A 25,513-nucleotide genomic window follows, 5' to 3' on the forward strand; every position below is an offset into this window, starting at 1 on the left:
CGGGCGCTCGCCGCGCGGTCCTGGCTCAGTGCGTGATCCTGGTCCCAAGCACGGCCAGGAACTGCGCCAGCCACGCCGGGTGCGCCGGCCAGGCCGGCGCCGTCACCAGGTTGCCGTCGGTGTAGGCCTGGTCGATGCCGATCTCGGCGTAGGTGCCGCCGGCCAGCCGCACTTCCGGCGCGCAAGCCGGGTAGGCCGAGCAGGTGCGGCCTTCCAGGATGCCGGCGGCCGCCAGCAGTTGGGCGCCGTGGCAGACGGCGGCGATCGGCTTTTTGGCCTGGTCGAAGGCGCGCACGATCTCCAGCACCTTTTCGTTCAGGCGCAGGTATTCCGGCGCGCGGCCGCCGGGGATCACCAGGCCGTCGTAGGAACCGGCCTCGACGCGGTCGAAATCATAGTTCAGCGCAAAGTTGTGGCCGCGCTTCTCGCTGTAGGTCTGCGCGCCCTCGAAATCGTGGATGGCGGTGGCGATGCTCTCGCCGGACTTCTTGCCGGGGCAGACCGCGTGCACCGTATGGCCCACCGCCAGCAGCGTCTGGAACGGCACCATGGTTTCGTAGTCTTCGGCGTAGTCGCCGACCAGCATCAACAGTCTCTTGCTCATGATTGTCTCCTGGGGATGGGGGATCGCCGGCTACAGCGCCCGAGGGCCGGGCGGCCGGTTCTTGATGTTCTGCTGTCCATTGTGCGCCTGCCCGCGCAGGCGAGGGTGGTAACGGGATACCACGCCAAGATGGATGCCCCGCAGCGGGACCGCGCCCGCCCTGACGTTCATGCGCGGCCGCGCGCCGCGCCGGCCCGCGGCAGGCGCCCTACTCCAGCGCCACCGTCACCGGCTTGGCGCCCAACAGGCTCACCAGCACGTTCGGGTCGATGCCCACCAGGTAGCCGCGGCGGCCGCCATTGATGTAGACGACCGGGTATTGCAGCACCTCGGCCTCGACCCACACCGGCATCTTCTTGCGCGTGCCGAACGGCGAGGTGCCGCCCACTTGATAGCCGGAGTGGCGTTGCGCGACCTCGGGCTTGCAGGGCTCGACCTTCTTCAGCCCGGCCTGGCGCGCCAGGTTCTTGGTGGAGACTTCCCGGTCGCCGTGCATCACCACGATCAGCGGCTTGGCCGATTCGTCTTCCATCACCAGCGTCTTGACCACCGCGTGCGGATCCAGCCCCAACTGGCGCGCGGCCTCGCCAGCGCCGCCATGATCGACGTAGTCGTAGGTGTGCTCGGTGTACGCCACCTTGTGCTGCTTGAGGAACTGGGTGGCGGGCGTTTCGGAAACGTGGCGGGCTTTGCTCATGGCATTGCGGTGGAAAGGCGAAGGCAAAAGTGTAGGCAGACGGACGGCGGCGCGCAAACGCCGGCGTCAACCACGCGGATGATGCGCGGCGTGCAACGCCTTCAGGCGTTCGCGCGCGACGTGCGTGTAGATCTGCGTGGTGGAGATGTCGGCGTGGCCCAGCAGCATCTGCACCACGCGCAGGTCGGCGCCGTGGTTCAGCAGATGCGTGGCGAAGGCGTGGCGCAGCACGTGCGGCGACAGCGGCGCATGCACGCCGGCCAGCACCGCATATTTCTTGACCAGTTGCCAGAACGCCTGGCGCGACATGGCCTCGGCCCGGCCGGTGATGAAGAGCGCGTCGCTGACGCGGCCGGCGGCCAGCTCGGGGCGCGCGGTCTTCAGATACTGGTCGATCCAGTGCGCCGCTTCCGCGCCCAGCGGCACCAGGCGGTCCTTGCCGCCCTTGCCCAGCACCACGCGCACCACGCCCTCGTTCAGGCTGACGTCCAGCGCCCGCACCCCGACCAGTTCCGACACGCGCAGGCCGGTGGCGTACAGCGTTTCCAGCATGGCGCGGTCGCGCAGGCCGCGCGGCTGGCCCAGGTCGGGCGCGCGCAGCAGGGCATCCACCTGCTGCTCGGACAGCGTCTTGGGCAGGCGCGGCGGCTGCTTGGCCGCCACCAGCGTCAGACAGGGATCCTGCGCCGCCCGGTGTTCGCGCAGGGCCCAGGCGTAGAAACGGCGCAGCGCGGCCAGGCGGCGGTTGGCGGTGGTGGCGCGGGTTTCCTCGTGGCGGAAGGCGAACCAGGCCTCGATGTCGGCCTTGCCGGCCTCGGCCAGCGCCTTGGCGGGGCCGGCCGGCAGCGTGTGGGCCGAGGCCGCGTCGCCATAGCGGTCGGCCATCTCGCGGGCATAGGCTTCGGGGTCCTCGAGCCAACGCGCGAAGCCGGTCAGGTCGCGCCGGTAGGCAGCCAGCGTGTTGGCCGACAGGCCGTCCTCGAGCCAGACGGCGTCAATGAAGGCGTCGATATCGGCCTGGGAAGCGAGCGGTTGGCGGGAATCGGACATGGAACGGAAATCAAGGCATCAAAAGACGACGTGTCCGGCGGCAACCAGCGCCGGCGCTGGCGCGCGCAACGTTGCGACGTGCGCCGGCCACGCCAGGGGGATGGGCCACATTCTACGGCGGCGCTTGCGCCATGCCCTCAGCGCCCCGCCACTGCCGCGGCGGCCGACTTGAGCCAGGTCTCGAACAGCTTCAGCGCCTCGGAACGCTCGCTGCGCTGCGGATAGCCGAAGTAGTAGCCCTGGCTGACCGTCAGCGACTGCGCCACCGGCATCGCCAGCGTGCCCTGGTCCAGCGCGGGTTGCGCCAGGAATCGCGGCATCAGGCCCACGCCCAGCCCGGCCTGCACCGCCGCCATCACCATGGTGAACAATTCGTAGCGCGGACCGCCCGCCGCCTGGGGGCCATACAGGTAATTGTTGGCGCCGTACCACTGGCGCCAGGCGTCGGGGCGCGAACTCAGGTGCAGGTGGGTCATGCCCGCCAGCGCGCCGGCGCCTGCCTCGGTGACGCGGGCGGCCAGTTCAGGCGCGCAGACCGGCACCAGCTCGCGCTCCGGAAACAGCAGCACGCCCTGGGTGCCGGGCCACAGCGTGTCGCCGTGGTACAGCGCGCCGTCGAACGGCTGGTCCTTGAATTGGAACGGCAGCGTGCGCACCGACAGGCTGACGGTGATGTCCGGCTGCTCGCGCTGGAAATCCGCCAGCCGCGGGATCAGCCAGGTGGTGGCCAGCGTCGGCACCACCGCGATGTGGATGCTGCGGCCCATGCCGGTACGGCTCACCAGGCCGAAGGTGTCCTTCTCGATCTGGTCCAGGTGATGGCGGATGCGTCCCGCATATTCCGCGCCGTGGTCGGTCAGCACGATGCGGCGCCGCACCCGCGTGAACAACTGCACGCCCAGCCGCGCCTCCAGGCTGGCGACCTGGCGGTAGACCGCGCTGTGGGTCAGGGACAGCTCTTCGGCCGCTCGGGAAAAACTGCCCAGGCGGGCCGAGGCCTCGAAGGCCTGCAGGGCGCTGAGGTTGGGAATGCCGTTTCTCATAGAGCGGGAACCGCCAGGAAGGAACCGAAGATCGCCGGAAACACCCGCCGCGCCTGCCGCGGCGCAATATCCGGGTCGTGCCGGCGGGTCACTAGATTGTGCAATTTTATCAATTGCGTTGTGCGATCAAGGAACATTATGCTCGGGTGTCTTAATCTCGGCTCATCCTGACACCCACCATGTCCCAGCAAGCATCCCGCCTCGGCGGCCACATCCTCGTCGACCAGCTCGTCGCCCAGGGCGTCAAACACGTTTTCTGCGTTCCCGGCGAGAGCTACCTGGCGGTGCTGGATGGCCTGCACGACGCCGACATCAAGGTCACCGTCTGCCGCCAGGAAGGCGGCGCGGCCATGATGGCCGACGCCCATGGCAAGCTGACCGGCGAACCCGGCATCTGCATGGTGACCCGCGGTCCGGGCGCCTCCAACGCGCTGGCCGGCGTGCACATCGCCAAGCAGGACTCGACCCCGATGATCCTGTTCGTCGGCCAGATCGAGCGCGGCATGCGCGAGCGCGAGGCCTTCCAGGAAATGGACTACCGCGCCGTGTTCGGCACGCAGGCCAAGTGGGTCACGGAAATCGACCAGGTCGAACGCATTCCCGAACTCATCTCGCGCGCCTTCCACATCGCCACCTCGGGCCGTCCGGGCCCGGTGGTGATCGCGCTGCCCGAGGACATGCTGGTGGAGGCCGCGCAGGTGGCCGACGCGCCCCGCTACGAGGTCATCGAGTCCGCGCCCACCGCCGGCCAGTTGGCCGACCTGGAGCAGTTGCTGGCCAAGGCCAGCAATCCCGTCGCCATCCTCGGCGGCACGCGCTGGGACGCGCGCGCGGTGCAGCAGTTCGCCGATTTCGCGCAGCGCCACGCGCTGCCCACGGCCGTGTCGTTCCGCCGCCAGATGCTGTTCCCGGCCGACCATCCGTGCTTCATCGGCGACGTCGGCCTGGGCATCAACCCGGCCCTGCTCAAGCGCGTGGCCGACGCCGACCTGGTGCTGCTGGTCGGCGGCCGCATGTCGGAAAACCCCAGCCAGGCCTACACGCTGCTGGACATCCCGGTGCCCAGGCAAAAACTGGTGCACGTGCATCCGGACGCCGCCGAACTGGGTCGCGTCTATCGCCCCACGCTGGCCATCAATACCTCGCCCGCCGCCTTCGCCCAGGCGCTGGCCGGCCTGAAGGCCCCCGCCCAGCCGGCCTGGGCCGACGGCACGCAGGCGATGCGCGAGTCGTACCTGAAGTGGAGCGACCCGGCCACCGTGACCACCCCGGGCGCGCTGCAGATGGGCCAGGTCATGGCCTACCTGGAAAAGACCCTGCCGGCCGACGCCATCATGACCAACGGCGCCGGCAACTACGCCACCTGGCTGCACCGCTTCCACCGCTTCACCCGCTTCGGCACGCAACTGGCGCCGACCTCGGGCTCGATGGGCTACGGCCTGCCGGCGGCCGTCGGCGCCAAGCGCGTCTGGCCCGACAAGACCGTGGTCTGCTTTGCCGGCGACGGCTGCTTCCTGATGCACGGCCAGGAATTCGCCACCGCCGTGCAGTACGACCTGCCCATCATCGTGGTGCTGGTCGACAACGGCATGTACGGCACCATCCGCATGCACCAGGAAAAGCACTACCCCGGCCGCATTTCCGCCACCGAGCTGAAGAACCCGGACTTCGCCGACTACGCCCGCGCCTTCGGCGGCCACGGCGAACGCGTCGAGACCACCGAGCAGTTCGGCCCGGCGTTCGAGCGCGCGCTGGCCAGCGGCAAGCCGGCCATCCTGCACTGCTTCATCGACCCGCAGACCATCACGCCGTCGACCACGCTGGACAAGATCCGCGACGCGGCGCTCAAGGCCCGGCACTGATACCCGAGAGGCGGCGGCAACCCCACGGCGACGCGCCCGCGCGCGTCGCGTAAACCCCGGGTTGCCGCGCCAATTATTTTAGGTTTAAACTTTCCACATTCCGAAAACGGAAATCCATAGCGGAGACCCAGCATGTCCTCGAATCCCTCGTTCCATTGGCAAGATCCCCTGTTGCTGGACCAGCAGCTCACCGAAGAAGAACGCATGGTGCGCGACGCCGCCCACGCCTACTCGCAGGACAAGCTGGCCCCGCGCGTGCTGAACGCCTTCCGCAACGAAAAGACCGACCCGGAAATCTTCTCGGAAATGGGCGAGCTGGGCCTGCTGGGCGCCACCATCCCCGCCGAATACGGCGGCGCCGGCCTGAACTACGTCAGCTACGGCCTGATCGCCCGTGAAGTCGAGCGCATCGACTCCGGCTACCGCTCGATGATGAGCGTGCAGTCGTCGCTGGTGATGGTGCCCATCAACGAATTCGGCAGCGAAGCGCAGAAGCAGAAGTACCTGCCCAAGCTGGCCCGCGGCGAGTGGATCGGCTGCTTCGGCCTGACCGAACCCAACCACGGCTCCGACCCCGGCGGCATGGAAACGCGCGCGGTCAAGACCGCCGACGGCTACAAGCTGACCGGCAACAAGATGTGGATCACCAACTCGCCCATCGCCGATGTGTTCGTGGTGTGGGCAAAGTGCGTCGGCGGCGAGTTCGACGGCAAGATCCGCGGCTTCATCCTCGAGAAGGGCACCAAGGGCCTGACCGCCCCCGCCATCCACGGCAAGGTCGGCCTGCGCGCCTCGATCACCGGTGAGATCGTCATGGACGAAGTGGAAGTGTCCGCCGACCAGATGATGCCCGGCGTGTCCGGCCTGAAGGGTCCGTTCACCTGCCTGAACTCGGCCCGCTACGGCATCGCCTGGGGCGCGGTCGGCGCCGCCGAAGCCTGCTGGCACACCGCCCGCCAGTACACCCTGGACCGCAAGCAGTTCGGCCGCCCGCTGGCCGCCAACCAGTTGATCCAGAAGAAGCTGGCCGACATGCAGACCGAAATCACGCTGGCGCTGCAAGGCTGCCTGCGCCTGGGCCGCATGAAGGACGAAGGCACCGCCGCGGTCGAGATCACCTCGATCATGAAGCGCAACTCCTGCGGCAAGGCGCTGGACATCGCCCGCCTGGCCCGCGACATGCTGGGCGGCAACGGCATCTCCGACGAATTCGGCGTGGCCCGCCACCTGGTGAATCTGGAAGTGGTCAACACCTACGAAGGCACCCACGACGTGCACGCCCTGATCCTGGGCCGCGCGCAGACCGGCATCCAGGCATTCTATTGATTTGCAGTTCGCCGCGCGGACGGAGCCCGGCTCTGCTCCCGACGCGCGGTTCGCCGGCAGGCGAAGACTGTGCGCCCCTTTCGAGGGGCGTTTTTTTTGCGCGGGCGATGCCCACTCCCGGCGCGTCTTAGGGTTATCAGGAACTAGCCCGCGCGCGGCTCATGGCTTACGCTGCCTGCAATTGGCCTGGTGCCGGCCCGCTGTATCCGCCTGCCCGACCCCGGATTTTTCGTCACGACCAGGAGTCGCGCATGCAAGGCAGTCCCTCGTTCCGCCTGTGGGCGGGCATCGCCATCGCTTTTGCAAGTCACGGCGCATTCGCCGCCACTACCCTCACCATGACCACCGAGTATCCGGCCACTTCGATGCCGGGACAAGGCGTGTCCACCTTCGCCGACCTGGTGCGCGGCAAGAGCGGCGGCCAGGTGTTGATCGATGCCAGCTTCGACGCCGCGCGGGGCATCAAGTCAGGCGACATGATCGACGCGGTCCAGGCGCGCAAGGTCGATGCCGGCGACGCCTTCGCCGGCGCGCTGGCGACCAAGTATCCGATTTTCGGCGTGTCCTCGCTGCCATTCCTGGCCGACTCGCTGGCCAAGGCGCGCGCGCTGAACAAATCGGCCCGTCCGGCCTACGAGAAACTGCTGGCCGCGCACGGCCAGAAACTGCTCTACACCACGCCCTGGCCGGCCTCGGGGATCTGGTCCAAGGACAAGGTGGACAGCGTCGCCGCGCTGAAGGCGCTGAGCATCCGCACCTATGACGCGACCTCGCAGGACGTGATGCAGAAGGCCGGGGCGCGCGCGCAGAACATCTCGTTCGCCGACGCCATGCCGCGCATCGCCTCGGGCGAGGTCAACGCGGTGCTGTCCTCGGGCGACGGCGGCGCCGGCCGCAAGCTGTGGGAACACCTGCCACGCTTCGCCGAGATCAACTACGCGATGCCGATCTCGGTGGCGACGATGAACCTGCAGGCCTATCAGGCGCTGGACGCGAAATCGCGCAAAGCGATCGACCAGGCCGCCGCGCAGACCGAGGCCGAGCAGTGGAAGCGCATCGAAGGCCGGTTGCAGCAGAACTACGCCAACATGCGCAAGAACGGCGTGACGATCGACACCGCCGTGCCAATGCCGGTGCGCCAGGCGCTGAAGAACGCGGCGGTGGATTCGGTGAAGCAGTGGGAGGCCGCGGCGGGGCCGGAGGGGGTGAATATCCTGAAGGCGATGCGGCGGCCGTAAGTGGGTAGCCCCCGTCCACACCGGGTCCGGGGGCTTTACGGTCACGCGTATTCCCAGACCGAACCGGACTCGACATTGGCATTGACGGTGTCGGCCATCCACCACATGCCAGGTGGCACGTGCATGGTGAAACCGCAGCGCATGCCGGCATACCCGCCAGGAGTCGTATCGTAATGGTAGGGAACCGATCCCGCATTACCGGAGACATTGTTGAGGTATCCGGCAACGATAATCGTCCCCGCAGCGACGCCAACACAATGAAACCCGACCAGTATGGGGCGGCCTGTGGTGTTCTGATACCACGTGCGCAACACCGTCGTGCGTGAACGAAGCTGCTGCCCTGTACCGAACACTTGTCCCTTCAACTGCTGCAAAGTGGATTGGGCCACGCCCAGGTCGGACGCCAATTGTGCGGCGTCGACGCTCCCCGCGTTGATGACAGTCCCGAAGGCCTGCACGGTCCAGACACCGGAAGCGAACGTCGGATGCGCTTCTGCGCCGCCTTCGCTAGTGGTGTTACGGGTAAAGATAGGAGTGACCGAGGCGGTAGTTCCGTAGAAGGAAGAGCTTCCGCCAGTCTCCCCGTACAGGTACTGCGGCGACGAAAAAACGTGCTGGTGCGCCTTGTTCTGGCTGGCTTTCAACACGCCGTTCAAAAGCGCGCCATCGCCGCGCATGAACGGCGCGCCAATTGAGCCGGGGGACTTCCCGTTGTAGTCCGGCATTCGGATGGTGGTAGAGCCGTCTCCCAACGTGAAGCTGCCGCGCTTGAGCGGATCGGCGAGCCATTCGGCCTCCTGCACCACCGGTAGTGAACGCGCTGCCACCATGGCGGCAAGATCCTTGAAAGTGGCGCGGCTGATTATCTGCCCATCCGCAGGAATCTGGCCAGCGGGAATGGACGTACGCAGCGGCCACCATGCAACCGAGCCTACGGGCGGACCGCTGGGGATCGGTGGCAGTTGATCGACCGGCACCTTGCCGCCATCGTCCAATGTGGCGATACCCCCGGGCTGGCCTTTTTCCGCCGGCGGCACCGCTGACAGCTGCACCGCTGGCACGCGGCCATCGGCGCCCAAGGTCGCCACGCCGCCCGGGCGCCCCTTATCCGAAGCAGGCACCAGGGGCGGCAACTGATTTGCGACGATCAATCCGTCCGCGCCCAAGGTCGCCACCCCGTCAGGCTGAGCTTTTTCCGCCAAGGGAATCAAGGCAGGCAATTGCGCTGGCGCGACTTTGCCATTGCCGCCCAACGTGGCAACGCCATTGGGTTTCCCCTTCTCCGCCAACGGCACCGACGGCACCGGAATTGGCAGATGTTCGACAGGCACACGCCCATCCTCGCCCAGCGGGGCAACGCCACTCGGCGCCGATTTTTGCGACAGAGGGATCGCAGGTGGAGGCAGATGCGCAGCCGGCACCTTGCCAGCCGCATCCAACGGTGTCACGCCACCCGCCGCGCCTTTTTCAGACATCGGCACGGCGGCGTCCGCCTTGCGTTGCGCGGCGGCGGCGGATACTTCGACAGTTTCCACACCGACACGAGTCTTGCCGAAGTTCTCGTTCACCAGCGCCATGGCGTCGCGCAGCGTGTCGCCGGTCTGGTCGTTCGGCGCGAGGCCGATGTTGATGGGTTTTAGGATTTGCATGGGAGAAAAGCCCTGACGGCGTGATGCCGCGACACGAAATGGAACAGCCACCCACGTATTCGGGTGACGGGGAAAAAATGGGATTGCGCGGACAGATGCCGCTGCCAACGTCCCGGCGAGCTTTCCACGAGCCTCACCGGTACTCGGTCCAGAAATTCTGCGTCATGCTGTCGGCCACCACCCGATAGGTGATTCCTGGGGGAATGACAGCGGTGAGCGCCAGCGAGACGCCGTTCATTGTGGTGATGGAGCGCGTCCCCGCGATGCCGCCCACCATCACATACATGTTGCCGCCGGAGCTACTGTTGGAAGAGCCAACGATGTAAACCGAGATCGGCCGACCGGTACTGTTGGTGTATGTCACACCGAATGCCCGGGACGCGCCCATGTCTTGAAGCGTCTGCCCAACGCCGAAGACCTGCGCGCGTAAAGTCTGAAACGCCGCATTGAGCGCCGCATGGTCACTAGCAAGCTGTGCGATATCGACGCTGCCGGAATTGACCACAGCAGCAAAAGCGTGAATCGTCCAAACGCCGGTAACGTTCGCCATCCGCGTTTCGTCGCCGGTATTGACGATCCAGCGACTGCCGTTCGTGGTCTGCCGCGTGGTGGTGAATGTGTAGCCGGCAAAATTCCCCGAAGCCATCACAGCATTCAGGGAAGCGTCTGCCAACACGTTAGTGGCTTGATTGAATCCGCTCACGACACGGTGGTCCATCGGACCGAGTTGGTCCGCTTGCAGGGAGCCAGGCATGCCCGCGGATTTCGCCCCATCTCCTCGCAACACCGCCGCCGCGAGAGACCCTGCGGCCCTGGCGTTCAAATCGGGAACCCGAAAGGTCGAAGATCCGTCTCCCACGGTATAGCTCCCCCGCTTGAGCGGATCCGCCAACCAATCCGCCTCGGACACCACCGGCACCTTGCCTTCCGTCACCATAGCCGCAAGATCGGGAAACGTGGCGCGGGTAACGATCTGCCCATCAGCGGGAATCTGGCCCGCCGGAATGGAAGCGCGCAGCGGCCACCACGCGACCGAACCGACCGGCGGTCCGCTGGGGACAGGCGGAAGCTGGCCGACCGGCACCTTGCCCTGCGCATCCAGCGTGGCAACGCCACCGGGTCGGCCTTTTTCTTCCGGCGGCACGGCGGCCAGCTGAAGCGCCGGCACGCGACCGTCAGCGTCCAGGGTTGCTACGCCGCCGGGACGCCCCTTGTCGGCCGCAGGGATCAACGGCGGTAATTGATTGGCGACGATCCGGCCATCCTCGGCCAGCGTGGCAACACCTTTGGGCTGCGCCTTCTCCGCCGCCGGAACCAGATCGGGGAGTTGAGCGAAGGGCACCTTGCCGTCCGCGGCCAATGCCGCGACACCACCCGGCTGGCCCTTTTCCGCCAGCGGCACGGACGCCACCGGCACCGGCAGGTGATCGACAGGCACACGCCCATCCTCATCCAACGGAGCGACGCCGCCGGGCGCCGATCCCTGCGATAGCGGAATGGCCGGCGGCGGCAGGTGCGCGGCCGGCACCTTGCCCGCCGCGTCCAGCGGCGTCACGCCGCCAGCCGCGCCTTTTTCGGCGGAGGCAATCGCGGCATCCGCCTTGCGTTGCGCGGCGGCGGTGGCCACTTCGACGGCTTCGACGCCCGCGCGGGTCTTGGCGAAGTTCTCGTTCACCAGCCCCATGGCGTCGCGCAGCGTGTCGCCGGTCTGGTCGTTCGGCGCCTGGCCGACATTGATAGGTTTCAGGAGTTGCATGAAGGGGACCTTGATGACGAATCGCAGCAGCGGCGCTGCGCAAAAAAAGCCCGCCGGCGGATGCGGGCGGGCCTGGGCGGAATGCCGGGTTCACGGAAGGAAGTGATCGTCTTGCGGGCTGCCTCATTCGGCGGGCCCATGCAAAAGGCCCGCCTGGTATCCCGGGCGGGCCTTCAATGCCGGTGGACGCAATTTGCCCACGACGCGGTCATGTTACGGGTATCCGCGGGAGCGGACAAGGCAACTGCGACACGGACGCCTGGCCCCGCCGCGGCGGGCGCGGGCCCGGCATGGCGGCAGGCTAGTCGCCCGACAGATCGAACAAGCTGGTCGCGTCCAATTCCAGCACGCCCTCGTCATGCTGGTTGATCACCGTCCAGGCCCAGGTGATGATGCCGAGGTCCGGCCGCGACGAAGACGTACGCACGCCCTGCACCCGCGCTTCCAGGCGCAACTGGTCGCCAGGACGCACCGGCGTGCGCCAGCGCACTTCGCCCAGGCCGGGCGAGCCGAAGGACTCGGAATCGTGCAACGCGGCATCCACCGCCATGCGCATGGCCAGCGCGCAGGTATGCCAGCCGCTGGCGATGAGGCCGCCCCAGCGGCCCTCGGCGGCCCGCTTGAGATCGGTGTGGAACCACTGCGGGTCGTACTTGCGGGCGAACTCGAGGATTTCGGCTTCCGTGATGGTGACCGGACCGGCCTTGATCAGCATGCCGTCCTTGAAATCAGCGAACTTCATTGGTGGACTTCCCCTCGCATGGATGACCCTTGGAGGGCTTGCCGGAAGCCGGCCGCCCGTTCAATAGGTCTCGAAGTGCAGCCGCCCCTCGCGGCGCAGCACATCATGCAGGATAGTCCAATCCTGTCCCGCTTGCACCGTCACCTCGCGCAAGGCGTCCAGCACGCCGACTTCCATGCCCTTCAGGCCGCAGACGTAGATGCAGGTGTTGCGATCGGCGAGCAGTTCGCGCACGGCGGCGGCGCGTTCGCGGATCAGGTCCTGCACGTAGCGCTTGGGCTGGCCGGCTTCGCGCGACAGCGCCAGGTTGATGTCGATGAAGTCGCGCGGCAGTTTCATCAACGGGCCGAAATACGGCAGCTCGCGTTCGGTGCGGGCGCCGAAGAACAGCATCAGGCGGCCATTCTCCCCCGTTTCGATGCGGCGCCGGTAGCGCTCGGTCATGGCGCGCATCGGCGCCGAACCGGTGCCGGTGCAGATCATGATGAGGTTGGCGCGCGGGTGGTTCGGCATCAGGAAGGTATGGCCGAACGGACCGATCACCTGCACGGTGTCGTTCTTGGCCAGGTCGCACAGGTAGTTGGAACAGACGCCGTTCACCGACTGGCCTTGGTGGTCCTCGGTGACGCGTTTCACGGTCAACGACAGGTTGTTGTAGCCGGCGCGTTCGCCGTCGCGCGGGCTGGCCAGCGAGTACTGGCGCGCGTGGTGCGGCCGGCCCTGGGCGTCGGTGCCGGGCGGCAGGATGCCGATCGACTGGCCTTCCAGCACCGGGAACGGCAGCTCGCCGAAGTCCAGCACGATGTGATGGATGTCGCTGTCGGTGTCGGCGCCGGTGACGCGGTAGTTGCCGACCACGGTGGCGGTCACCGGCGTCTTGTGGGTGTAGAGGTTGACGTAGGGATGCGCGGCGGACCACGGCGGCACGCTTGCGCCGGGCGTGGCGGACGGCATGGCCGCCACCCCGGCGGACGACGCCGGCTCGACGACCGCGTTCGCCGCCTCATCCACGACGGCCGCGGCTCCCGGCAGGGGCTGTTCGCGCGGCAGCTCATCCCAGCGCAGTTGGTCCTGCACCGAATAGGCGTCGCCGCGCACCACCAATCGCCAGTTGTCGATCGAGCCGGTGGGGCACGGCGGCACGCAGGCCATGCAGCCGTTGCAGATGTCCGGGTCGACCACGTAGTTGTTGCTGTCGTGCGTGATCGCGTCGATCGGACAGGTTTCTTCGCAGGTGTTGCAGCGGATGCAGATCTCGGGATCGATCAGGTGTTGCTTCAGGACTTCCATGGGCAGGGCGGCGTTCATCGCGGTCATCCGAATGCGCGGCGCGGCGGCGCATGGCGCCGCCACGGGGCCTTAGTTGAAACGAACGTACTCGAAGTTCACGGGCTGGCGGTTGATGCCCATGACCGGCGGCGCGATCCAGTTGGCGAACTTGCCGGGCTCGGTCACGCGGCCCATCAGCGAGGCGACGAACTCACGGTCCTCCGGGGTGGGCAGCCATTGATGGCGGTGCGCCTGCCATTGCGCCTCGGACAGGATCTCGCCCTCGGGCGACATGCGGATGCCGGCCAGCGTGCCGATCTGGCGGTTGAAGGCCTTGTGCGGCACCTGCAGGCGGAAGGCGATGCCGCTCTTTTCGATGACCTTGTTCCAGCGGCCGATGCCGGCCACCGAGTCGCGGATGAAGTCGTCGCGCAGCACTTCGTTGAGCGCGTTCAGCATCGGCACCTCGATCTCGCGCAGCCTGCCGTTGTCGACCGACAGCACGCGGTAGGTGTCGTTCTTGAGCTGGTGGTCGTCGTTACGCTTGCTTTCTTCGTAACGGCCCTTCAGGCCCGAGCCGTAGAAGATGGCGGCGTTGGACGACTGGTCGGCGCCGAACAGGTCGATGGTGACGCTGTAGTGGAAGTTCAGGTAGCGCTGGATCGTCGGCAGGTCGATGACGCCGGCGGCGCGCACGGCGGCCGGGTCGTCGGTCTTCAACTGGTTCATCACTTCGCAGGTGCGCTGGATCACGCGCGAGATGCCGGATTCGCCCACGAACATGTGGTGCGCCTCTTCGGTCAGCATGAACTTGGTGGTGCGGGCCAGCGGGTCGAAGCTGGATTCGGCCAGTGCGCACAACTGGAACTTGCCGTCGCGGTCGGTGAAGTAGGTGAACATGTAGAACGCCAGCCAGTCCGGCGTCTTCTCGTTGAAGGCGCCGAGGATGCGCGGGTTGTCCGAATCGCCGGAGGTGCGCTGCAGCAGCGCGTCGGCCTCTTCGCGGCCGTCGCGGCCGAAATAGCGGTGCAGCAGGTAGACCATCGCCCACAGGTGGCGGCCTTCCTCGACGTTGATCTGGAACAGGTTGCGCAGGTCGTACTGCGACGGCGCGGTCAGGCCCAGGTGGCGCTGCTGCTCGATCGACGCCGGCTCGGTGTCGCCCTGCGTGACGATGATGCGGCGCAGGTTGGCGCGGTGTTCGCCGGGAACGTCCTGCCAGACGTCGCGGCCCATGTTCTCGCCGAAGTGGATCTTGCGCTGGACGTCCTGCGGCGCCAGGAAGATGCCCCAGCGGTAGTCGGGCATGCGCACGTGGTTGAAGTGGGCCCAGCCGTCGGGCTCGACGCTGACGGCGGTGCGCAGGTAGACGTCGAAGCCGTGCGAGCCGTCCGGACCCATGTCCTGCCACCATTGCAGGTAGTTGGGCTGCCAGTGTTCCAGCGCGCGCTGCAACGTGCGGTCGCCGGACAGGTTGACGTTATTGGGGATCTTGTCGCTGTAGTTGATGCCTGACATTGTCTCTGCTCCTGGATGGACGGCCGCGTCGGGGCGGCGTCGGGTCTTGGGGCGCGGGCCGCGCTGCGCGGGCCGGCGCCGTGTATGGGAACTTGCTGCGTGGGCCGCGCTAGACGCGGTTCCAGTCGAATGTCGCCTGCTCGCCCTTGCCGTAGAGTTTGAGCGCGCCCTTCTCGCCCGCCGCGTTGGGCCGGTTGAAGATCCAGTTCTGCCAGGCGGTCAGGCGGCCGAAGATGCGCGTTTCCATGGTTTCGCGGCCGCCGAAGCGCAGATTGGCTTCCAGGCCGGTGAGCGCGTCGGGCGACAGCGCGCGGCGCTCTTCGAGCATCATGCGCACCTCGTCGTCCCAGTCGATGCTGTCGGGCGCGTAGGTCACCAGCCCCAGCGCCAGCGCGTCGCGCGCGGCCAGCGGCTGGCCGGCGCGGGCCCGCACCGCTTCAAGCGGCGCGGTTTCCTCGTGGAAGCGGCGTTGCAGGCGGCTCTGGCCGTTGACCATCGGGTAGGCGCCGAAGTTGGCCTCGCCCACGATCAGCCGGGCCGGGTCGTGTTCCTCGCCTTCGCTGTCCAGCATGTAGCTGCGGTCGGCGGCCAGCGCCAGTTCCAGCAGCGTGCCGGCAAAGCAAGAACCCGGCTCGACCAGCGCGAACAGGCTGCGCGAGGTCACGTCCAGGCGCGCCAGCGTGCGGCGCAGCAGGCCGGCGGTCTCGCGCACGAACCAGTGATCGGCGTGGCGTTGCAGCGCGGCGTCGGCGGCCAGCACGGCCTGCGGGTCGCCCTCGGTCTTGAAGATCCAGGTGCCGATGTCGAGTTCATTGGTGCGCAGCGACAGGATGGCGTCGTCAAGCTCGCGCGCCATCTGCAGCGGCCACCAGGCCGCGCCGGCGGCCACGATGTCGGCCAGCTCCGATTCCACCGGGCCTTGCGGCGCGCGCACCGTCCAGGAGGCCTGGCGCTTGGCGCGATCCAGTTGCACGTCGACGTAGCGGTAGGACAAGGCATCGGCGGCTTCCTCGCGCGCCAGCGGCGTCAGCGCCACGCCCGCCTCGCCAGCGGGGCGGCTGCTGCGCTCGGCCAGCGCCAGCGCGCGCTCGCGCACCGCGGCCTCGAACTGCGCGGGCTTGACCACGTCGTCGACCAGGCGCCAGTCCTTGGCGCGCTGGCCGCGCACGCCTTCGACCAGGGTGCAGAAGATGTCGGCGTGATCGTGGCGCACGCGGCGCTTGTCGGTGACGCGGGTCAGGCCGCCGGTGCCCGGCAGCACGCCCAGCAGCGGCACTTCGGGCAACGCGACCGAGGACGAGCGGTCGTCGATCAGCAGGATCTCGTCGCAGGCCAGGGCCAGCTCGTAGCCGCCGCCGGCGCAGGCGCCGTTGAGCGCGGCGATGAATTTCAGGCCGCTATGGCGGCTGGAGTCCTCGATGCCGTTGCGGGTTTCGTTGGTGAACTTGCAGAAGTTCACCTTCCAGGCGTGCGAGGACAGGCCCAGCATGAAGATGTTGGCGCCCGAACAGAAGATGCGGTCTTTCATGCTGGTGACGACCACGCTGCGCACCTCGGGATGCTCGAAGCGGATGCGCTGCAGCGCGTCGTGCAGCTCGATGTCCACGCCCAGGTCGTAGGAATTGAGCTTGAGCTTGTAGCCCGGACGCAGGCCGCCGTCCTCGGCCACGTCCATCGCCAGCGTGGCGACGGGGCCATCGAACGACAGGCGCCAATGGCGGTACTGAGAGGGATCGGTCCGAAAGGCGACCTTGTTGGCGGCGCTGCTCATTGCTTGTCTCCTGATGCCCTAGCCGGATAGGAAAAATACTGCACGACATGAATTATTATGCAGATTAGTGCAGGCAAAAATCAGCGTCAAGCAAAAGATGCACAAAAGTGCAGGTCATCAGACGCTCGTCAAAGCGTCCCTCAATGAAGCCCCCCTCTCCGGACGGACAGGGCGACGCCCGCGCACCACGAAAGAAAAGGCCGCCCAAAGGGGCGGCCCAGGCGATCGGCAAATGCCGCGGGCGCTACAGCGGCAGACCGCAGGCCTTGCGCACCTGGGTACGCAGGCCGGCGAAGCTCTCCTGCACGTCCAGGTGGCTGGTGACCCAGGTCAGGTCGGCCTTGGCGTAGAACGCTTCGCGCCCGGCCAGGATGCGCTTCAGGTCGGCCATGGCCTCGTTATTGCCGGACATCGGCCGGAAGTCTCCCTGCGCCATCACCCGGCCCATGTGCTCCTCGGGCGTGGCGCGCAGCCAGACCGTGTAGCAGTGCGCCAGCAGCAGGTTGAGCGTGGCCGGCTCGGACACCAGGCCGCCGGGGGTGGCCAGCACCATTTCCGGATAGATCTGCACCGCCTCTTCCAGCGCGCGCCGCTCGTAGCGGCGATAGGCGTTGGGGCCGTACAGGTTGTGGATTTCCAGGATGCTGCAGCCGGCCACGCGCTCGATCTCGCGATTCAGCTCGACGAACGGGTAGCCCAGGTCATCGGCCAGCATCTGGCCCAGCGTCGACTTGCCCGCGCCGCGCAGGCCGATCAGCGCGATACGCTGGGTGCGGTTGGGGCGCTGCGCGCCGGCGCCCACGCCGAACAGCTGGGTCAGCGCCTCGCGGGCGCGCTGCAGGTCGGACTCGGTGCGGCCGCTGAGCAGCTCGCGGATCAGCAGCCAGTCGGGCGATTCGGTGGTGACATCGCCCACCAGTTCGGCCAGCGCGCAGTTGAAGGCCTTGGCGATCTGCAGCAGCACAAGGATCGAGGCATTGCCCACGCCGTGCTCGAGATTGGCCAGATGCCGCTCGGACACGCCGGTCACCTGCGACAACCCCTTGCGCGTCATGCCGCGGATGGCCCGCAGGCGGCGCACCCGCTCGCCCAGCGCCACCAGGAAGGCTTCCCGCCTGGGTTCAGTTGGCGCCGCGTCTTCTAGCGCTTGGTTCATGGTGTAGCTGACTCCGCAAAAACCCTGATAACACCCGATTTATGCACTATAGTGCTTGACCCATATCAATGGAAGCACTATTTTTCCTCAAACAGCTTCAACAGCGTGTCAGGTGCGACAAAACAGCACTGGATTGCATCCGCCGCTGAAGCGCCGACAGTGTATAGGAGGAGACCGGGTGAGCACGCCAGAACGATTCCACGCGCTGATGCGCCAGGTGACGGACCTGATGGCCGGCCAGGCGCTCGACGGCGCCCTGCAGCAGCGCCTGAACCAGCAGGCAGGCCCCGACAGCGCGTTGTACGCCGAAATCTTCGCCGCCTGTAGGCAGGGCGTGGCCGACGGCTGGATGTGCAACCGCGAAGGCGGCGGCATCCGCTACGGCCGCGTCATCAAGCCGGCCGAGGACCTGGGCGGCTGTTCGGTGGACGTGGTCGACATGGACGACCTGGCCGGCCCGCACCACGCGCATCCCAACGGCGAAGTCGACATGATCATGCCGCTGACCGACGCGGCGCGCTTCGACGGCCACGGCGCCGGCTGGCTGGTCTATGGCCCCGGCAGCGCCCACCGCCCCACGGTGACGCAGGGACGCGCGCTGGTGCTGTACCTGCTGCCGGGCGGCGCCATCGAGTTCACCCGCGCATGAATCCGCGCCCCGCTTCCCCACAGCGCCCCGGCCGCGCCCCGCGTGGCCGGCCGGCTGCCGGCGCGGGCTGACCCCGCGTCCCATGCCATGCCCCCGGTCACGACAAGCCGCCAGACGCTTGCGGACCGCCGGACAGGCCGCCCCGCCCGCCAGGACACCAGGAGACAACCGTGAATGCCTGCCCCGCCGAACTGAACTTCGCCAGCCACCTGGCCGCCTTGAACGCGCCGCGCGCCACCAAGCTGGCCTACATCGACGACACCCGCCAGCTCACCTATGGCGAACTGGCCGAGCGCGTGGCGCGCATGGCGGGCGCATTGCGCCAGTTGGGGCTGCGGCGGGAGGAACGCATCCTGCTGCTGATGCAGGACACGGCGGACTGGCCGGTGGTGTTCCTGGGCGCGCTGCACGCCGGCGTGGTGCCCGTGGCCGTGAACACCCTGCTGACGCCGGACGATTACGCCTACATCCTCAACCACAGCCGCGTGCGCGCCGCCTTCGTCTCCGAGAGCCTGCTGCCGACCTTGCAGGCCGCGCTGGCGCAGGCGCCCGGCGAGGTCGAGCACCTGGTGGTGTCACGCCCCGCGGCGGCGCTGCCTGCCGGCGCGCACGAACTCGACGCGCTGCTGGCCGCCGCCCCGCTGGCGCCGGCCGCGCGCACGCTGTCCGATGAGATCGCCTTCTGGCTGTATTCGTCGGGCTCCACCGGCAAGCCCAAGGGCGTGGTCCACACCCATGGCAACCTGTGGCACACCGCCGAGCTCTACGCCAAGCCGGTGCTGGGCATCCGCGAGGACGATATTGCGTTCTCGGCCGCCAAGCTGTTCTTCGCCTACGGGCTGGGCAACGGCCTGACCTTTCCGCTGTCGGTGGGCGCCACCGTCGTGCTGATGGCCGAGCGGCCCACGCCGCAGGCCGTGTTCCAGCGCCTGGTGCGGCACCGCCCGACCGTGTTCTACGGCGTGCCGACGCTGTACGCCAGCATGCTGGCCGCGCCCGACCTGCCGCCGCGCGAACAGGTGGCGATGCGCATCTGCACCTCGGCCGGCGAAGCCCTGCCGCGCGATATTGGCGAACGTTTCCAGCGCCATTTCGGCTGTGACATCCTGGACGGCATCGGCTCGACCGAGATGCTGCACATCTTCCTGTCGAACCGCGCCGGCCAGTTGCGCTACGGCACCACCGGCAAGCCGGTGCCCGGCTACGAGGTGCAACTGCGCGACGACAACGGCGCGCCGGTGGCCGCCGGCGCGATTGGCGACCTGTACATCAAGGGCCCGAGCGCGGCACTGATGTACTGGAACAACCGCGACAAGACGCGCCAGTGCTTCCTGGGCGACTGGCTCAAGAGCGGCGACAAGTACATCTGCGACGCCGACGGCTACTACACCTATGCCGGCCGCAGCGACGACATGATCAAGGTCAGCGGCCAGTACGTGTCGCCGGTGGAAGTGGAGAACGTGCTGGTGCAGCACGAGGCGGTGCTGGAAGCGGCGGTGATCGGCGTGCCGGACCACGACGGGCTGGTCAAGACCAAGGCCTACGTGGTGCTGCGGCCGGGCTACGCGCCGGACGCGAACACCGGCGCCGACCTGCAGCGCTACGTCAAGCAGCACCTGGCGCCCTTCAAGTATCCGCGCCAGATCGACTTCACCGACGAACTGCCCAAGACCGCCACCGGCAAGATCCAGCGATTCCGCCTGCGGCAGTTGGAACAGGTCACGCCATGAGCGCCGTGCCCGCCCCCGAGCCCACCGCCCTGGCCGACGTGCGCGCGGCGGGACGCGACCTGCGCCTGGAATACCAGTGGATCGCGGCCGCGCGCGGGGACGCGCCGCTGCTGGTGTTCCTGCACGAAGGGCTGGGGTCCGTGTCGATGTGGAAGGACTGGCCGCGGCAGGCCTGCGCCGCCGCCGGCTGCCGCGGGCTGGTCTATTCGCGCCATGGCTACGGCCGCTCCACGCCGCTGGCCGCGGGCGAAAAGCGCCCGGTCGACTTCATGCACCGCGAGGCCGCCGACGTACTGCCCGCGCTGCTCGCCGCGCTTGGCATCGATGCCAAGCGAGATCGGCCCATCCTGTTCGGCCACAGCGATGGCGGCTCCATCGCGCTGCTCTACGCCGCCATGCACCCCGACGCAGTCGCGGGCGTCGCGGTGGCCGCGCCGCACATCTTCGTCGAGGACCGCACCGTGGCGCATATCGAACAGGCGCGCCAGGCCTACCGCGACACCGACCTGCGCGCGCGGCTGGCGCGCCATCACGAGGATGTCGATTCGGCCTTTCGCGGCTGGAACGACGTCTGGCTGGACCCCGCCTTCCGCCGTTGGAACATCGAGGATCACCTGCCCGCCATCGGTTGCCCCATCCTGGCGATGCAGGGCGTGGACGATGAGTACGGCACGCTCGAACAGATACGCGGCATCCGCCGCGCCGCGCCGCAGACACGGCTGCTGGAGATTCCCGACTGCCGCCACTCGCCGCACAAGGACCAGCCCGCCACCGTAATCCAGGCCATCGCCGGCTTCGTCGGCGCGCTGGACCAACCCGGCCGCCCCAGCGGCAGCCCATGACAAGCACGGAGACACCACCATGACCCACGCCCTGACCCGGGCCGCGCTGAGCGCGGCACTGATGCTGGCCGCAAGCGGCGCCCTGGCCGCCGACAAGCTCAAAGTCGGCTTCATGCTGCCCTACAGCGGCACCTACGCCGCGCTCGGCAACGCCATCGAGAACGGCTTCAAGCTGTATGTGGCGGAACAGGGCGGCAAGCTCGGCGGGCGCGAGATCGAGTACTTCAAGGTGGACGACGAATCCAATCCGTCCAAGGCCGCCGAGAACGCCAACCGCCTGATCAAGCGCGACCAGGTCGACGTGCTGATCGGCACCGTGCATTCGGGCGTGGCGATGGCGCTGGCCAAGGCCGCCAAGGACGCCGACACCACACTCATCGTGACGAACGCCGGCGCCAACGCCATCACCGGCCCGCTGTGCGGCCCCGGCATTTTCCGCACCTCGTTCACCAACTGGCAGCCGGCCTACGCCATGGGCCCGGTGGCCAAGGCGCGCGGCCACAAGACGGCGGTGACCATCACCTGGAAGTACGCGGCCGGCGACGAGGCCATCGGCGGTTTCAAGGAAGGCTTCGAGCAGGCCGGCGGCAAGGTGGTCAAGGAACTGAGCCTGCCCTTCCCCAACGTCGAATTCCAGTCGCTCCTGACCGAGATCGCCGCGCTCAAGCCCGACATGGTGTTCACCTTCTTCGCCGGCGGCGGCGCGGTCAAGTTCGTGCAGGACTATCACGCGGCCGGCCTGGACAAGACCATCCCGCTGTACGGCTCGGGCTTTCTCACCGACGGCACGCTGCAGGCGCAGGGCGCGTCGGCGCAGGGGCTGCTGACCACGCTGCACTACGCCGACGGCCTGAACACGCCGCGCGACAACGCCTTCCGCGCCGACTACGGCAAGGCCTACAACATGCAGCCCGACGTCTACGCGGTGCAAGGCTACGACGCCGCGCAACTGATGCAGTCGGGGCTGGCGGCGGTCAAGGGCGACTTCGGCAAGAAGGCCGAATTCCGCGAAGCCATGCGCGGCGCCACGGTCGATAGCCCGCGCGGCGCGTTCACGCTGTCCAAGGCCGGCAACCCGGTGCAGGACATCTACTTGCGCCGCGTCGACGGCCTGGAGAACAAGGTGGTCGACGTGGCCGTTCGCAAGCTGGCCGACCCGGCCCGCGGCTGCAAGCTCTAGGACCGGAGAGTCCCCATGGACCTCGGCATCCTGCTCATCCAGAGCCTGAACGCCTTCCAGTACGGCCTGTTGCTGTTCCTGGTGGCCAGCGGCCTCACGCTGATCTTCGGCATCATGGGGATCATCAACCTCGCGCACGGCAGCTTCTACATGATCGGCGCCTACATGGCGTTCGCGCTGGGGCCGGCGGTGGACCGCTGGCTCGGCGGCGGCTTCGTCGCCACCCTGGCGGTGTGCGTGCTGGCCGCGGCCGCGCTCGGCTACCTGCTGGAGGCGGCGTTCTTCAGCTACCTGTATCGCCGCAACCACCTGCAGCAGGTGCTGATGACCTACGGCCTGATCCTGGTGTTCGAGGAACTGCGCAGCATCCTGGTGGGCAACGACGTGCACGGCGTGCCGCTGCCGTCCTGGCTGCAGGGCAGCATCGCGCTGGGCGATGTGATGACCTACCCGGTGTACCGGCTGTTCATCTCGGCGGTGGGCATCGCGGTGGCGCTGCTGCTGTACTGGGTCATCGCGCGCACGCGGCTGGGCATGATGCTGCGTGCGGGCGCCAGCAACCGCGAGATGACCGGGTCGCTGGGCATCGACGTCAACAAGCTGTACCGGCTGGTGTTCGCCGCCGGCGTGGCGCTGGCGGCGCTGGCCGGCAGCATCGCCGCGCCGGTGTCGTCCGTATATCCCGGCATGGGCAACGGCGTGCTGATCATCTGTTTCGTGGTGGTGGTGATCGGCGGCATCGGTTCGATCCGCGGCGCGTTCCTGGCGGCGATGCTGGTGGGCGTGGTCGAGACCTTCGGCCAGGTGCTGTTCCCCGCCGCCGCGGGCGTGCTGGTGTACGTGCTGATGGCCGCGATTCTGCTGTGCAAGCCCGAAGGGCTGTTCAAACAGGGCTGACCATGAATGTGAATCGACTCCTGCCTGTCGCGACCCTGCTGGCGCTGGCCGCCTTCGCCTGGAGCGGCAGCGACTACTACACCGGCCTGGCCGTGAAGATCATGATCTACGCGGTGTTCGCGCTCAGCCTGCAATTGCTGGTGGGCGGCGCCGGGCTGGTCAGCCTGGGCCATGCGGCATTCTTCGGCATCGGCGCCTATGCCGCCGCGCTGCTGTCGCCGTCCTCGGAAGCGGCCAGCCTGTGGTGGCTGCTGCCGGCCGCGCTGCTGGCGGCCGCCGCCTACGCCGCGCTGACGGGCGCGCTGGCGCTGCGCACGCGCGGCGTGTACTTCATCATGGTGACGCTGGCCTTCGCGCAGATGGCCTACTACGTGTTCCATGACACCAAGGTCGGCGGCGGCAGCGACGGCATCTACCTGTACTTCCGGCCGCAGGCCAATATCGCGGGCTGGGTGCCCTTCGACCTGGACCAGGGCAATACCTATTATTTCTTCGTGCTGGCCTGCCTGGCGCTGACCTGGGGCTTCCTCGCCCTGCTGCGGCGCTCGCCGTTCGGCGCGGCGCTGGCCGGCATCCGCATCAACGAACAACGCATGCGGGCGGCAGGCTATTCGACCTATCCGTACAAGCTGGCGGCGTATGTGATCGGCGCCGCGCTGGCGGGGCTGGCCGGCTTCCTGTTCGCGCTCAAGGACGGCTTCGTCACGCCCGAGCTGCTGGCCTGGGAACAATCGGGGCTGGTGCTGCTGATGGTGATCCTGGGCGGCATGGGCAGCCTGGGCGGCGCGGTGCTTGGGACGGCGACGCTGGTGCTGTTGCAGGAACTGTTCCAGTCGCAGGCGCTGTTCGGCGACTACGCGCGCCACTGGCACCTGCCGCTGGGCCTGGCCATCATCGCGCTGGTGGCGCTGCTGCCCGACGGGCTGGCCGGCCTGCCGGCGCAATGGCGCCGGCGCCGGGCGCGCCGGGCCCCTGCCACCGCGGTCGCCTCGGCCGCGTCGGCCGGCGCCGCCAAGCCCCTCCCGCTGCCGATCCAAGGAGAGCCCCATGCCTGATCCCCTGCTGACCGCCGACGCGGTCACCCGGCGCTTCGGCGGCCTGACCGCCGTCAACGGCGTGTCGCTGGCGCTGCGACGCGGCGAAGTGCATGCCGTCATCGGCACCAATGGCGCGGGCAAATCGACCCTGATCAACATCCTGTCCGGCGAACTGGCGCCCAGCAGCGGCCAGGTGTCGCTGGGCGGGCGCGACATCACCGCCTGGGGCCAGCCCGAACGCGCGCGCGCCGGGCTGGGCCGCAGCTACCAGCGCTCGACCCTGTTCCCGGAACTGAGCGTGTTCGAGAACTGCCGGCTGGCGGCGCAGGCGCGGCGCCAGCGCTTCTGGCACTGGTGGCGGCCCGCCTCGGCCTGCGCGGTCAGCGCCGACCTGGCCGCGCAGGCGCTGGAGCGCACCGGCCTGGCGGCCGACGCCATGCAACCGGCGGGGCTGCTGCCGCATGGCCGCAAGCGGCAGCTCGAGATCGCCATGTGCCTGGCCGGCGAACCGCAGGTGCTGCTGCTGGACGAACCGCTGGCCGGCATGGGCCCGGAGGAAACCGACCGCATCCTCGCGCTGCTGCGGACGCTCAAGGCCAACCACGCCATCCTGCTGGTGGAGCACGACATGGACGCGGTGTTCCGCATCGCCGACACCATCACCGTGATGGTCAACGGCAGCAGCATCGCCAGCGGCGACCCGGCGCGGATCCGCGCCAATGCCGAGGTGCGCACCGCCTACCTGGGCGAAGACCTGGACGGAGACTTCACATGCGCGCACTGATCGAAGCCGACGGCCTGCATGTGTACTACGGCGCCAGCCACGTGCTGCGCGGCGTCGGCCTGCGCATCGGGGCGGGCGAGTCCGTGGGACTGGTGGGCCGCAACGGCATGGGCAAGACCACGCTGATCCGCAGCCTGGTGGGCCAGGTGCGCAGCGCCCAGGGCCGCGTGGCGGTGCGCGGCGCCGACTGCACCCGCGCCCGGCCGCACGCCATCGCGCAACTGGGCGTGGCCTACGTACCCGAAGGCCGCGGCATCTTCCCCAACCTGAGCGTGCGCGAGAACCTGCTGGTGGCGGCGCGCGCCGGCGAACAGGGGCGGCGCGACTGGACCTATGCGCGGGTGCTGGAGACCTTTCCGCGCCTGACGGAACGGCTGGGCCATGGCGGCCAGCAGTTGTCGGGCGGCGAACAGCAGATGCTGGCGATCGGCCGGGCGTTGATGACCAACCCCGACCTGCTGATCCTGGACGAAGCCACCGAAGGCCTGGCGCCGCTGATCGTGGCCGAGATCTGGAAGATCATCCGGCAGATCCGCGCCACCGGCATGTCGACGCTGATCGTCGACCGCAACTACCGCGCGGTGCTGGCGCACACCGACCGCTGCCTGGTGATGGAAAAGGGCTTGATCGTGCAGGACGGCGACAGCGCGGCGCTGGCCGCCGCGCCGGAACAATTGACGCGCTACCTGGGCGTCTGACCGCCCCGCGCCTGC

22 protein-coding genes are annotated in these 25,513 nt (G+C 68.1%); 11 read left to right on the top strand and 11 right to left on the bottom strand.

Annotated features, from left to right (window positions below; translation table 11 throughout):
- Positions 1-25 precede the first annotated feature (25 nt).
- From AAID08_RS22120 to AAID08_RS22135, 4 genes are all read right to left on the bottom strand, one after another.
- Positions 26-604 (bottom strand): DJ-1/PfpI family protein, encoded by a 579-nt coding sequence (locus AAID08_RS22120; RefSeq protein ID WP_064528347.1) that lies wholly within the window; start codon positions 602-604, stop codon positions 26-28.
- Between the two features lie 208 nt (positions 605-812).
- Positions 813-1,301, bottom strand: coding sequence for a Cys-tRNA(Pro) deacylase (ybaK, locus tag AAID08_RS22125; RefSeq protein ID WP_054501069.1), 489 nt, complete (start codon positions 1,299-1,301; stop codon positions 813-815).
- Between the two features lie 66 nt (positions 1,302-1,367).
- Positions 1,368-2,351, bottom strand: coding sequence for a site-specific tyrosine recombinase XerD (xerD, locus tag AAID08_RS22130; RefSeq protein ID WP_064528343.1), 984 nt, complete (start codon positions 2,349-2,351; stop codon positions 1,368-1,370).
- 137 nt (positions 2,352-2,488) lie between these two features.
- Positions 2,489-3,394 carry a LysR substrate-binding domain-containing protein gene (locus AAID08_RS22135; protein WP_064528340.1) on the bottom strand — a complete coding sequence of 302 codons (906 nt, stop codon included), beginning with the start codon at positions 3,392-3,394 and terminating at the stop codon, positions 2,489-2,491.
- A 179-nt stretch (positions 3,395-3,573) separates the two neighbouring features.
- Between AAID08_RS22135 and AAID08_RS22140 the strand changes: the two genes are divergently transcribed.
- The 3 genes from AAID08_RS22140 (at position 3,574) to AAID08_RS22150 (ending at position 7,820) form a co-directional block, all read left to right on the top strand.
- Positions 3,574-5,256, top strand: coding sequence for a thiamine pyrophosphate-binding protein (locus tag AAID08_RS22140; protein WP_054501066.1), 1,683 nt, complete (start codon positions 3,574-3,576; stop codon positions 5,254-5,256).
- A gap of 132 nt (positions 5,257-5,388) precedes the next feature.
- Positions 5,389-6,582, top strand: a complete 1,194-nt coding sequence (locus AAID08_RS22145; RefSeq protein ID WP_020926750.1) for an acyl-CoA dehydrogenase — start codon at positions 5,389-5,391, stop codon at positions 6,580-6,582.
- 251 nt (positions 6,583-6,833) lie between these two features.
- A complete protein-coding gene (locus AAID08_RS22150) occupies positions 6,834-7,820 on the top strand; it encodes a TRAP transporter substrate-binding protein (protein WP_049075440.1) in 987 nt (328 codons plus the stop codon).
- 41 nt (positions 7,821-7,861) lie between these two features.
- Here AAID08_RS22150 and AAID08_RS22155 read toward each other — a convergent pair whose 3' ends face one another.
- The 7 genes from AAID08_RS22155 to AAID08_RS22185 form a co-directional block, all read right to left on the bottom strand.
- Complete coding sequence (locus tag AAID08_RS22155; RefSeq protein WP_175142530.1) at positions 7,862-9,469, bottom strand: phage tail protein; 1,608 nt, start codon at positions 9,467-9,469, stop codon at positions 7,862-7,864.
- Positions 9,470-9,602: 133 nt separating this feature from the next.
- Positions 9,603-11,225: a phage tail protein gene (locus tag AAID08_RS22160; RefSeq protein ID WP_395756898.1), complete on the bottom strand. Its 1,623-nt coding sequence runs from the start codon at positions 11,223-11,225 to the stop codon at positions 9,603-9,605.
- A gap of 301 nt (positions 11,226-11,526) precedes the next feature.
- Positions 11,527-11,967 (bottom strand): MaoC family dehydratase, encoded by a 441-nt coding sequence (locus tag AAID08_RS22165; RefSeq protein WP_054417183.1) that lies wholly within the window; start codon positions 11,965-11,967, stop codon positions 11,527-11,529.
- Between the two features lie 60 nt (positions 11,968-12,027).
- Positions 12,028-13,275, bottom strand: a complete 1,248-nt coding sequence (gene boxA, locus AAID08_RS22170; protein WP_175189438.1) for a benzoyl-CoA 2,3-epoxidase subunit BoxA — start codon at positions 13,273-13,275, stop codon at positions 12,028-12,030.
- A gap of 51 nt (positions 13,276-13,326) precedes the next feature.
- Entirely contained in the window at positions 13,327-14,754 is a 1,428-nt protein-coding gene (gene boxB, locus AAID08_RS22175; RefSeq protein WP_064528330.1) for a benzoyl-CoA 2,3-epoxidase subunit BoxB, read from the bottom strand.
- Between the two features lie 109 nt (positions 14,755-14,863).
- Positions 14,864-16,525, bottom strand: coding sequence for a 2,3-epoxybenzoyl-CoA dihydrolase (gene boxC, locus AAID08_RS22180; RefSeq protein ID WP_395756899.1), 1,662 nt, complete (start codon positions 16,523-16,525; stop codon positions 14,864-14,866).
- 244 nt (positions 16,526-16,769) lie between these two features.
- Positions 16,770-17,681: a helix-turn-helix transcriptional regulator gene (locus AAID08_RS22185; RefSeq protein WP_054501062.1), complete on the bottom strand. Its 912-nt coding sequence runs from the start codon at positions 17,679-17,681 to the stop codon at positions 16,770-16,772.
- Between the two features lie 178 nt (positions 17,682-17,859).
- Here AAID08_RS22185 and AAID08_RS22190 point away from each other — a divergent pair, with 178 nt between their 5' ends.
- The 8 genes from AAID08_RS22190 to AAID08_RS22225 all read left to right on the top strand — a co-directional run bounded on the left by AAID08_RS22190 (position 17,860) and on the right by AAID08_RS22225 (position 25,498).
- Positions 17,860-18,330 carry a DUF4863 family protein gene (locus AAID08_RS22190; RefSeq protein ID WP_175142534.1) on the top strand — a complete coding sequence of 157 codons (471 nt, stop codon included), beginning with the start codon at positions 17,860-17,862 and terminating at the stop codon, positions 18,328-18,330.
- Between the two features lie 170 nt (positions 18,331-18,500).
- Positions 18,501-20,060 (top strand): benzoate-CoA ligase family protein, encoded by a 1,560-nt coding sequence (locus AAID08_RS22195; RefSeq protein WP_175142535.1) that lies wholly within the window; start codon positions 18,501-18,503, stop codon positions 20,058-20,060.
- Positions 20,057-20,902, top strand: a complete 846-nt coding sequence (locus tag AAID08_RS22200) for an alpha/beta hydrolase (RefSeq protein ID WP_313657829.1) — start codon at positions 20,057-20,059, stop codon at positions 20,900-20,902. Before AAID08_RS22195 ends, AAID08_RS22200 begins: the two co-directional genes overlap by 4 nt.
- 19 nt (positions 20,903-20,921) lie before the next feature.
- Positions 20,922-22,082, top strand: coding sequence for an ABC transporter substrate-binding protein (locus AAID08_RS22205; protein ID WP_020926741.1), 1,161 nt, complete (start codon positions 20,922-20,924; stop codon positions 22,080-22,082).
- Positions 22,083-22,097: 15 nt separating this feature from the next.
- Complete coding sequence (locus tag AAID08_RS22210) at positions 22,098-22,979, top strand: branched-chain amino acid ABC transporter permease (RefSeq protein ID WP_006385541.1); 882 nt, start codon at positions 22,098-22,100, stop codon at positions 22,977-22,979.
- 2 nt (positions 22,980-22,981) lie between these two features.
- The gene (locus AAID08_RS22215; RefSeq protein ID WP_054501059.1) at positions 22,982-24,034 is read left to right on the top strand and encodes a branched-chain amino acid ABC transporter permease; all 1,053 of its coding nucleotides are present in this window, start codon (positions 22,982-22,984) and stop codon (positions 24,032-24,034) included.
- Positions 24,027-24,800 carry an ABC transporter ATP-binding protein gene (locus AAID08_RS22220; RefSeq protein WP_175142539.1) on the top strand — a complete coding sequence of 258 codons (774 nt, stop codon included), beginning with the start codon at positions 24,027-24,029 and terminating at the stop codon, positions 24,798-24,800. The genes AAID08_RS22215 and AAID08_RS22220 overlap by 8 nt, the downstream gene beginning before the upstream one ends.
- Positions 24,788-25,498 (top strand): ABC transporter ATP-binding protein, encoded by a 711-nt coding sequence (locus tag AAID08_RS22225; protein ID WP_026383166.1) that lies wholly within the window; start codon positions 24,788-24,790, stop codon positions 25,496-25,498. Before AAID08_RS22220 ends, AAID08_RS22225 begins: the two co-directional genes overlap by 13 nt.
- The last annotated feature ends 15 nt before the right edge of the window (positions 25,499-25,513 follow it).

Source organism: Achromobacter sp. EB05 (assembly GCF_044232075.1).
Taxonomy (GTDB): Bacteria; Pseudomonadota; Gammaproteobacteria; order Burkholderiales; family Burkholderiaceae_B; genus Achromobacter; species Achromobacter dolens.

Bases quoted from the DNA above. Each gene is read 5' to 3' on its own strand.
- AAID08_RS22185 (WP_054501062.1), bottom strand. From the start codon at position 17,681: ATGAACCAAGCGCTAGAAGACGCGGCGCCAACTGAACCCAGGCGGGAA.
- AAID08_RS22135 (WP_064528340.1), bottom strand. From the start codon at position 3,394: ATGAGAAACGGCATTCCCAACCTCAGCGCCCTGCAGGCCTTCGAGGCC.
- boxA (WP_175189438.1), bottom strand. From the start codon at position 13,275: ATGAACGCCGCCCTGCCCATGGAAGTCCTGAAGCAACACCTGATCGAT.
- AAID08_RS22155 (WP_175142530.1), bottom strand. From the start codon at position 9,469: ATGCAAATCCTAAAACCCATCAACATCGGCCTCGCGCCGAACGACCAG.
- AAID08_RS22220 (WP_175142539.1), top strand. From the start codon at position 24,027: ATGCCTGATCCCCTGCTGACCGCCGACGCGGTCACCCGGCGCTTCGGC.
- AAID08_RS22165 (WP_054417183.1), bottom strand. From the start codon at position 11,967: ATGAAGTTCGCTGATTTCAAGGACGGCATGCTGATCAAGGCCGGTCCG.
- AAID08_RS22120 (WP_064528347.1), bottom strand. From the start codon at position 604: ATGAGCAAGAGACTGTTGATGCTGGTCGGCGACTACGCCGAAGACTAC.
- boxB (WP_064528330.1), bottom strand. From the start codon at position 14,754: ATGTCAGGCATCAACTACAGCGACAAGATCCCCAATAACGTCAACCTG.
- AAID08_RS22210 (WP_006385541.1), top strand. From the start codon at position 22,098: ATGGACCTCGGCATCCTGCTCATCCAGAGCCTGAACGCCTTCCAGTAC.
- xerD (WP_064528343.1), bottom strand. From the start codon at position 2,351: ATGTCCGATTCCCGCCAACCGCTCGCTTCCCAGGCCGATATCGACGCC.
- AAID08_RS22150 (WP_049075440.1), top strand. From the start codon at position 6,834: ATGCAAGGCAGTCCCTCGTTCCGCCTGTGGGCGGGCATCGCCATCGCT.
- AAID08_RS22200 (WP_313657829.1), top strand. From the start codon at position 20,057: ATGAGCGCCGTGCCCGCCCCCGAGCCCACCGCCCTGGCCGACGTGCGC.
- AAID08_RS22225 (WP_026383166.1), top strand. From the start codon at position 24,788: ATGCGCGCACTGATCGAAGCCGACGGCCTGCATGTGTACTACGGCGCC.
- ybaK (WP_054501069.1), bottom strand. From the start codon at position 1,301: ATGAGCAAAGCCCGCCACGTTTCCGAAACGCCCGCCACCCAGTTCCTC.
- AAID08_RS22140 (WP_054501066.1), top strand. From the start codon at position 3,574: ATGTCCCAGCAAGCATCCCGCCTCGGCGGCCACATCCTCGTCGACCAG.
- AAID08_RS22215 (WP_054501059.1), top strand. From the start codon at position 22,982: ATGAATGTGAATCGACTCCTGCCTGTCGCGACCCTGCTGGCGCTGGCC.
- AAID08_RS22205 (WP_020926741.1), top strand. From the start codon at position 20,922: ATGACCCACGCCCTGACCCGGGCCGCGCTGAGCGCGGCACTGATGCTG.
- AAID08_RS22160 (WP_395756898.1), bottom strand. From the start codon at position 11,225: ATGCAACTCCTGAAACCTATCAATGTCGGCCAGGCGCCGAACGACCAG.
- boxC (WP_395756899.1), bottom strand. From the start codon at position 16,525: ATGAGCAGCGCCGCCAACAAGGTCGCCTTTCGGACCGATCCCTCTCAG.
- AAID08_RS22145 (WP_020926750.1), top strand. From the start codon at position 5,389: ATGTCCTCGAATCCCTCGTTCCATTGGCAAGATCCCCTGTTGCTGGAC.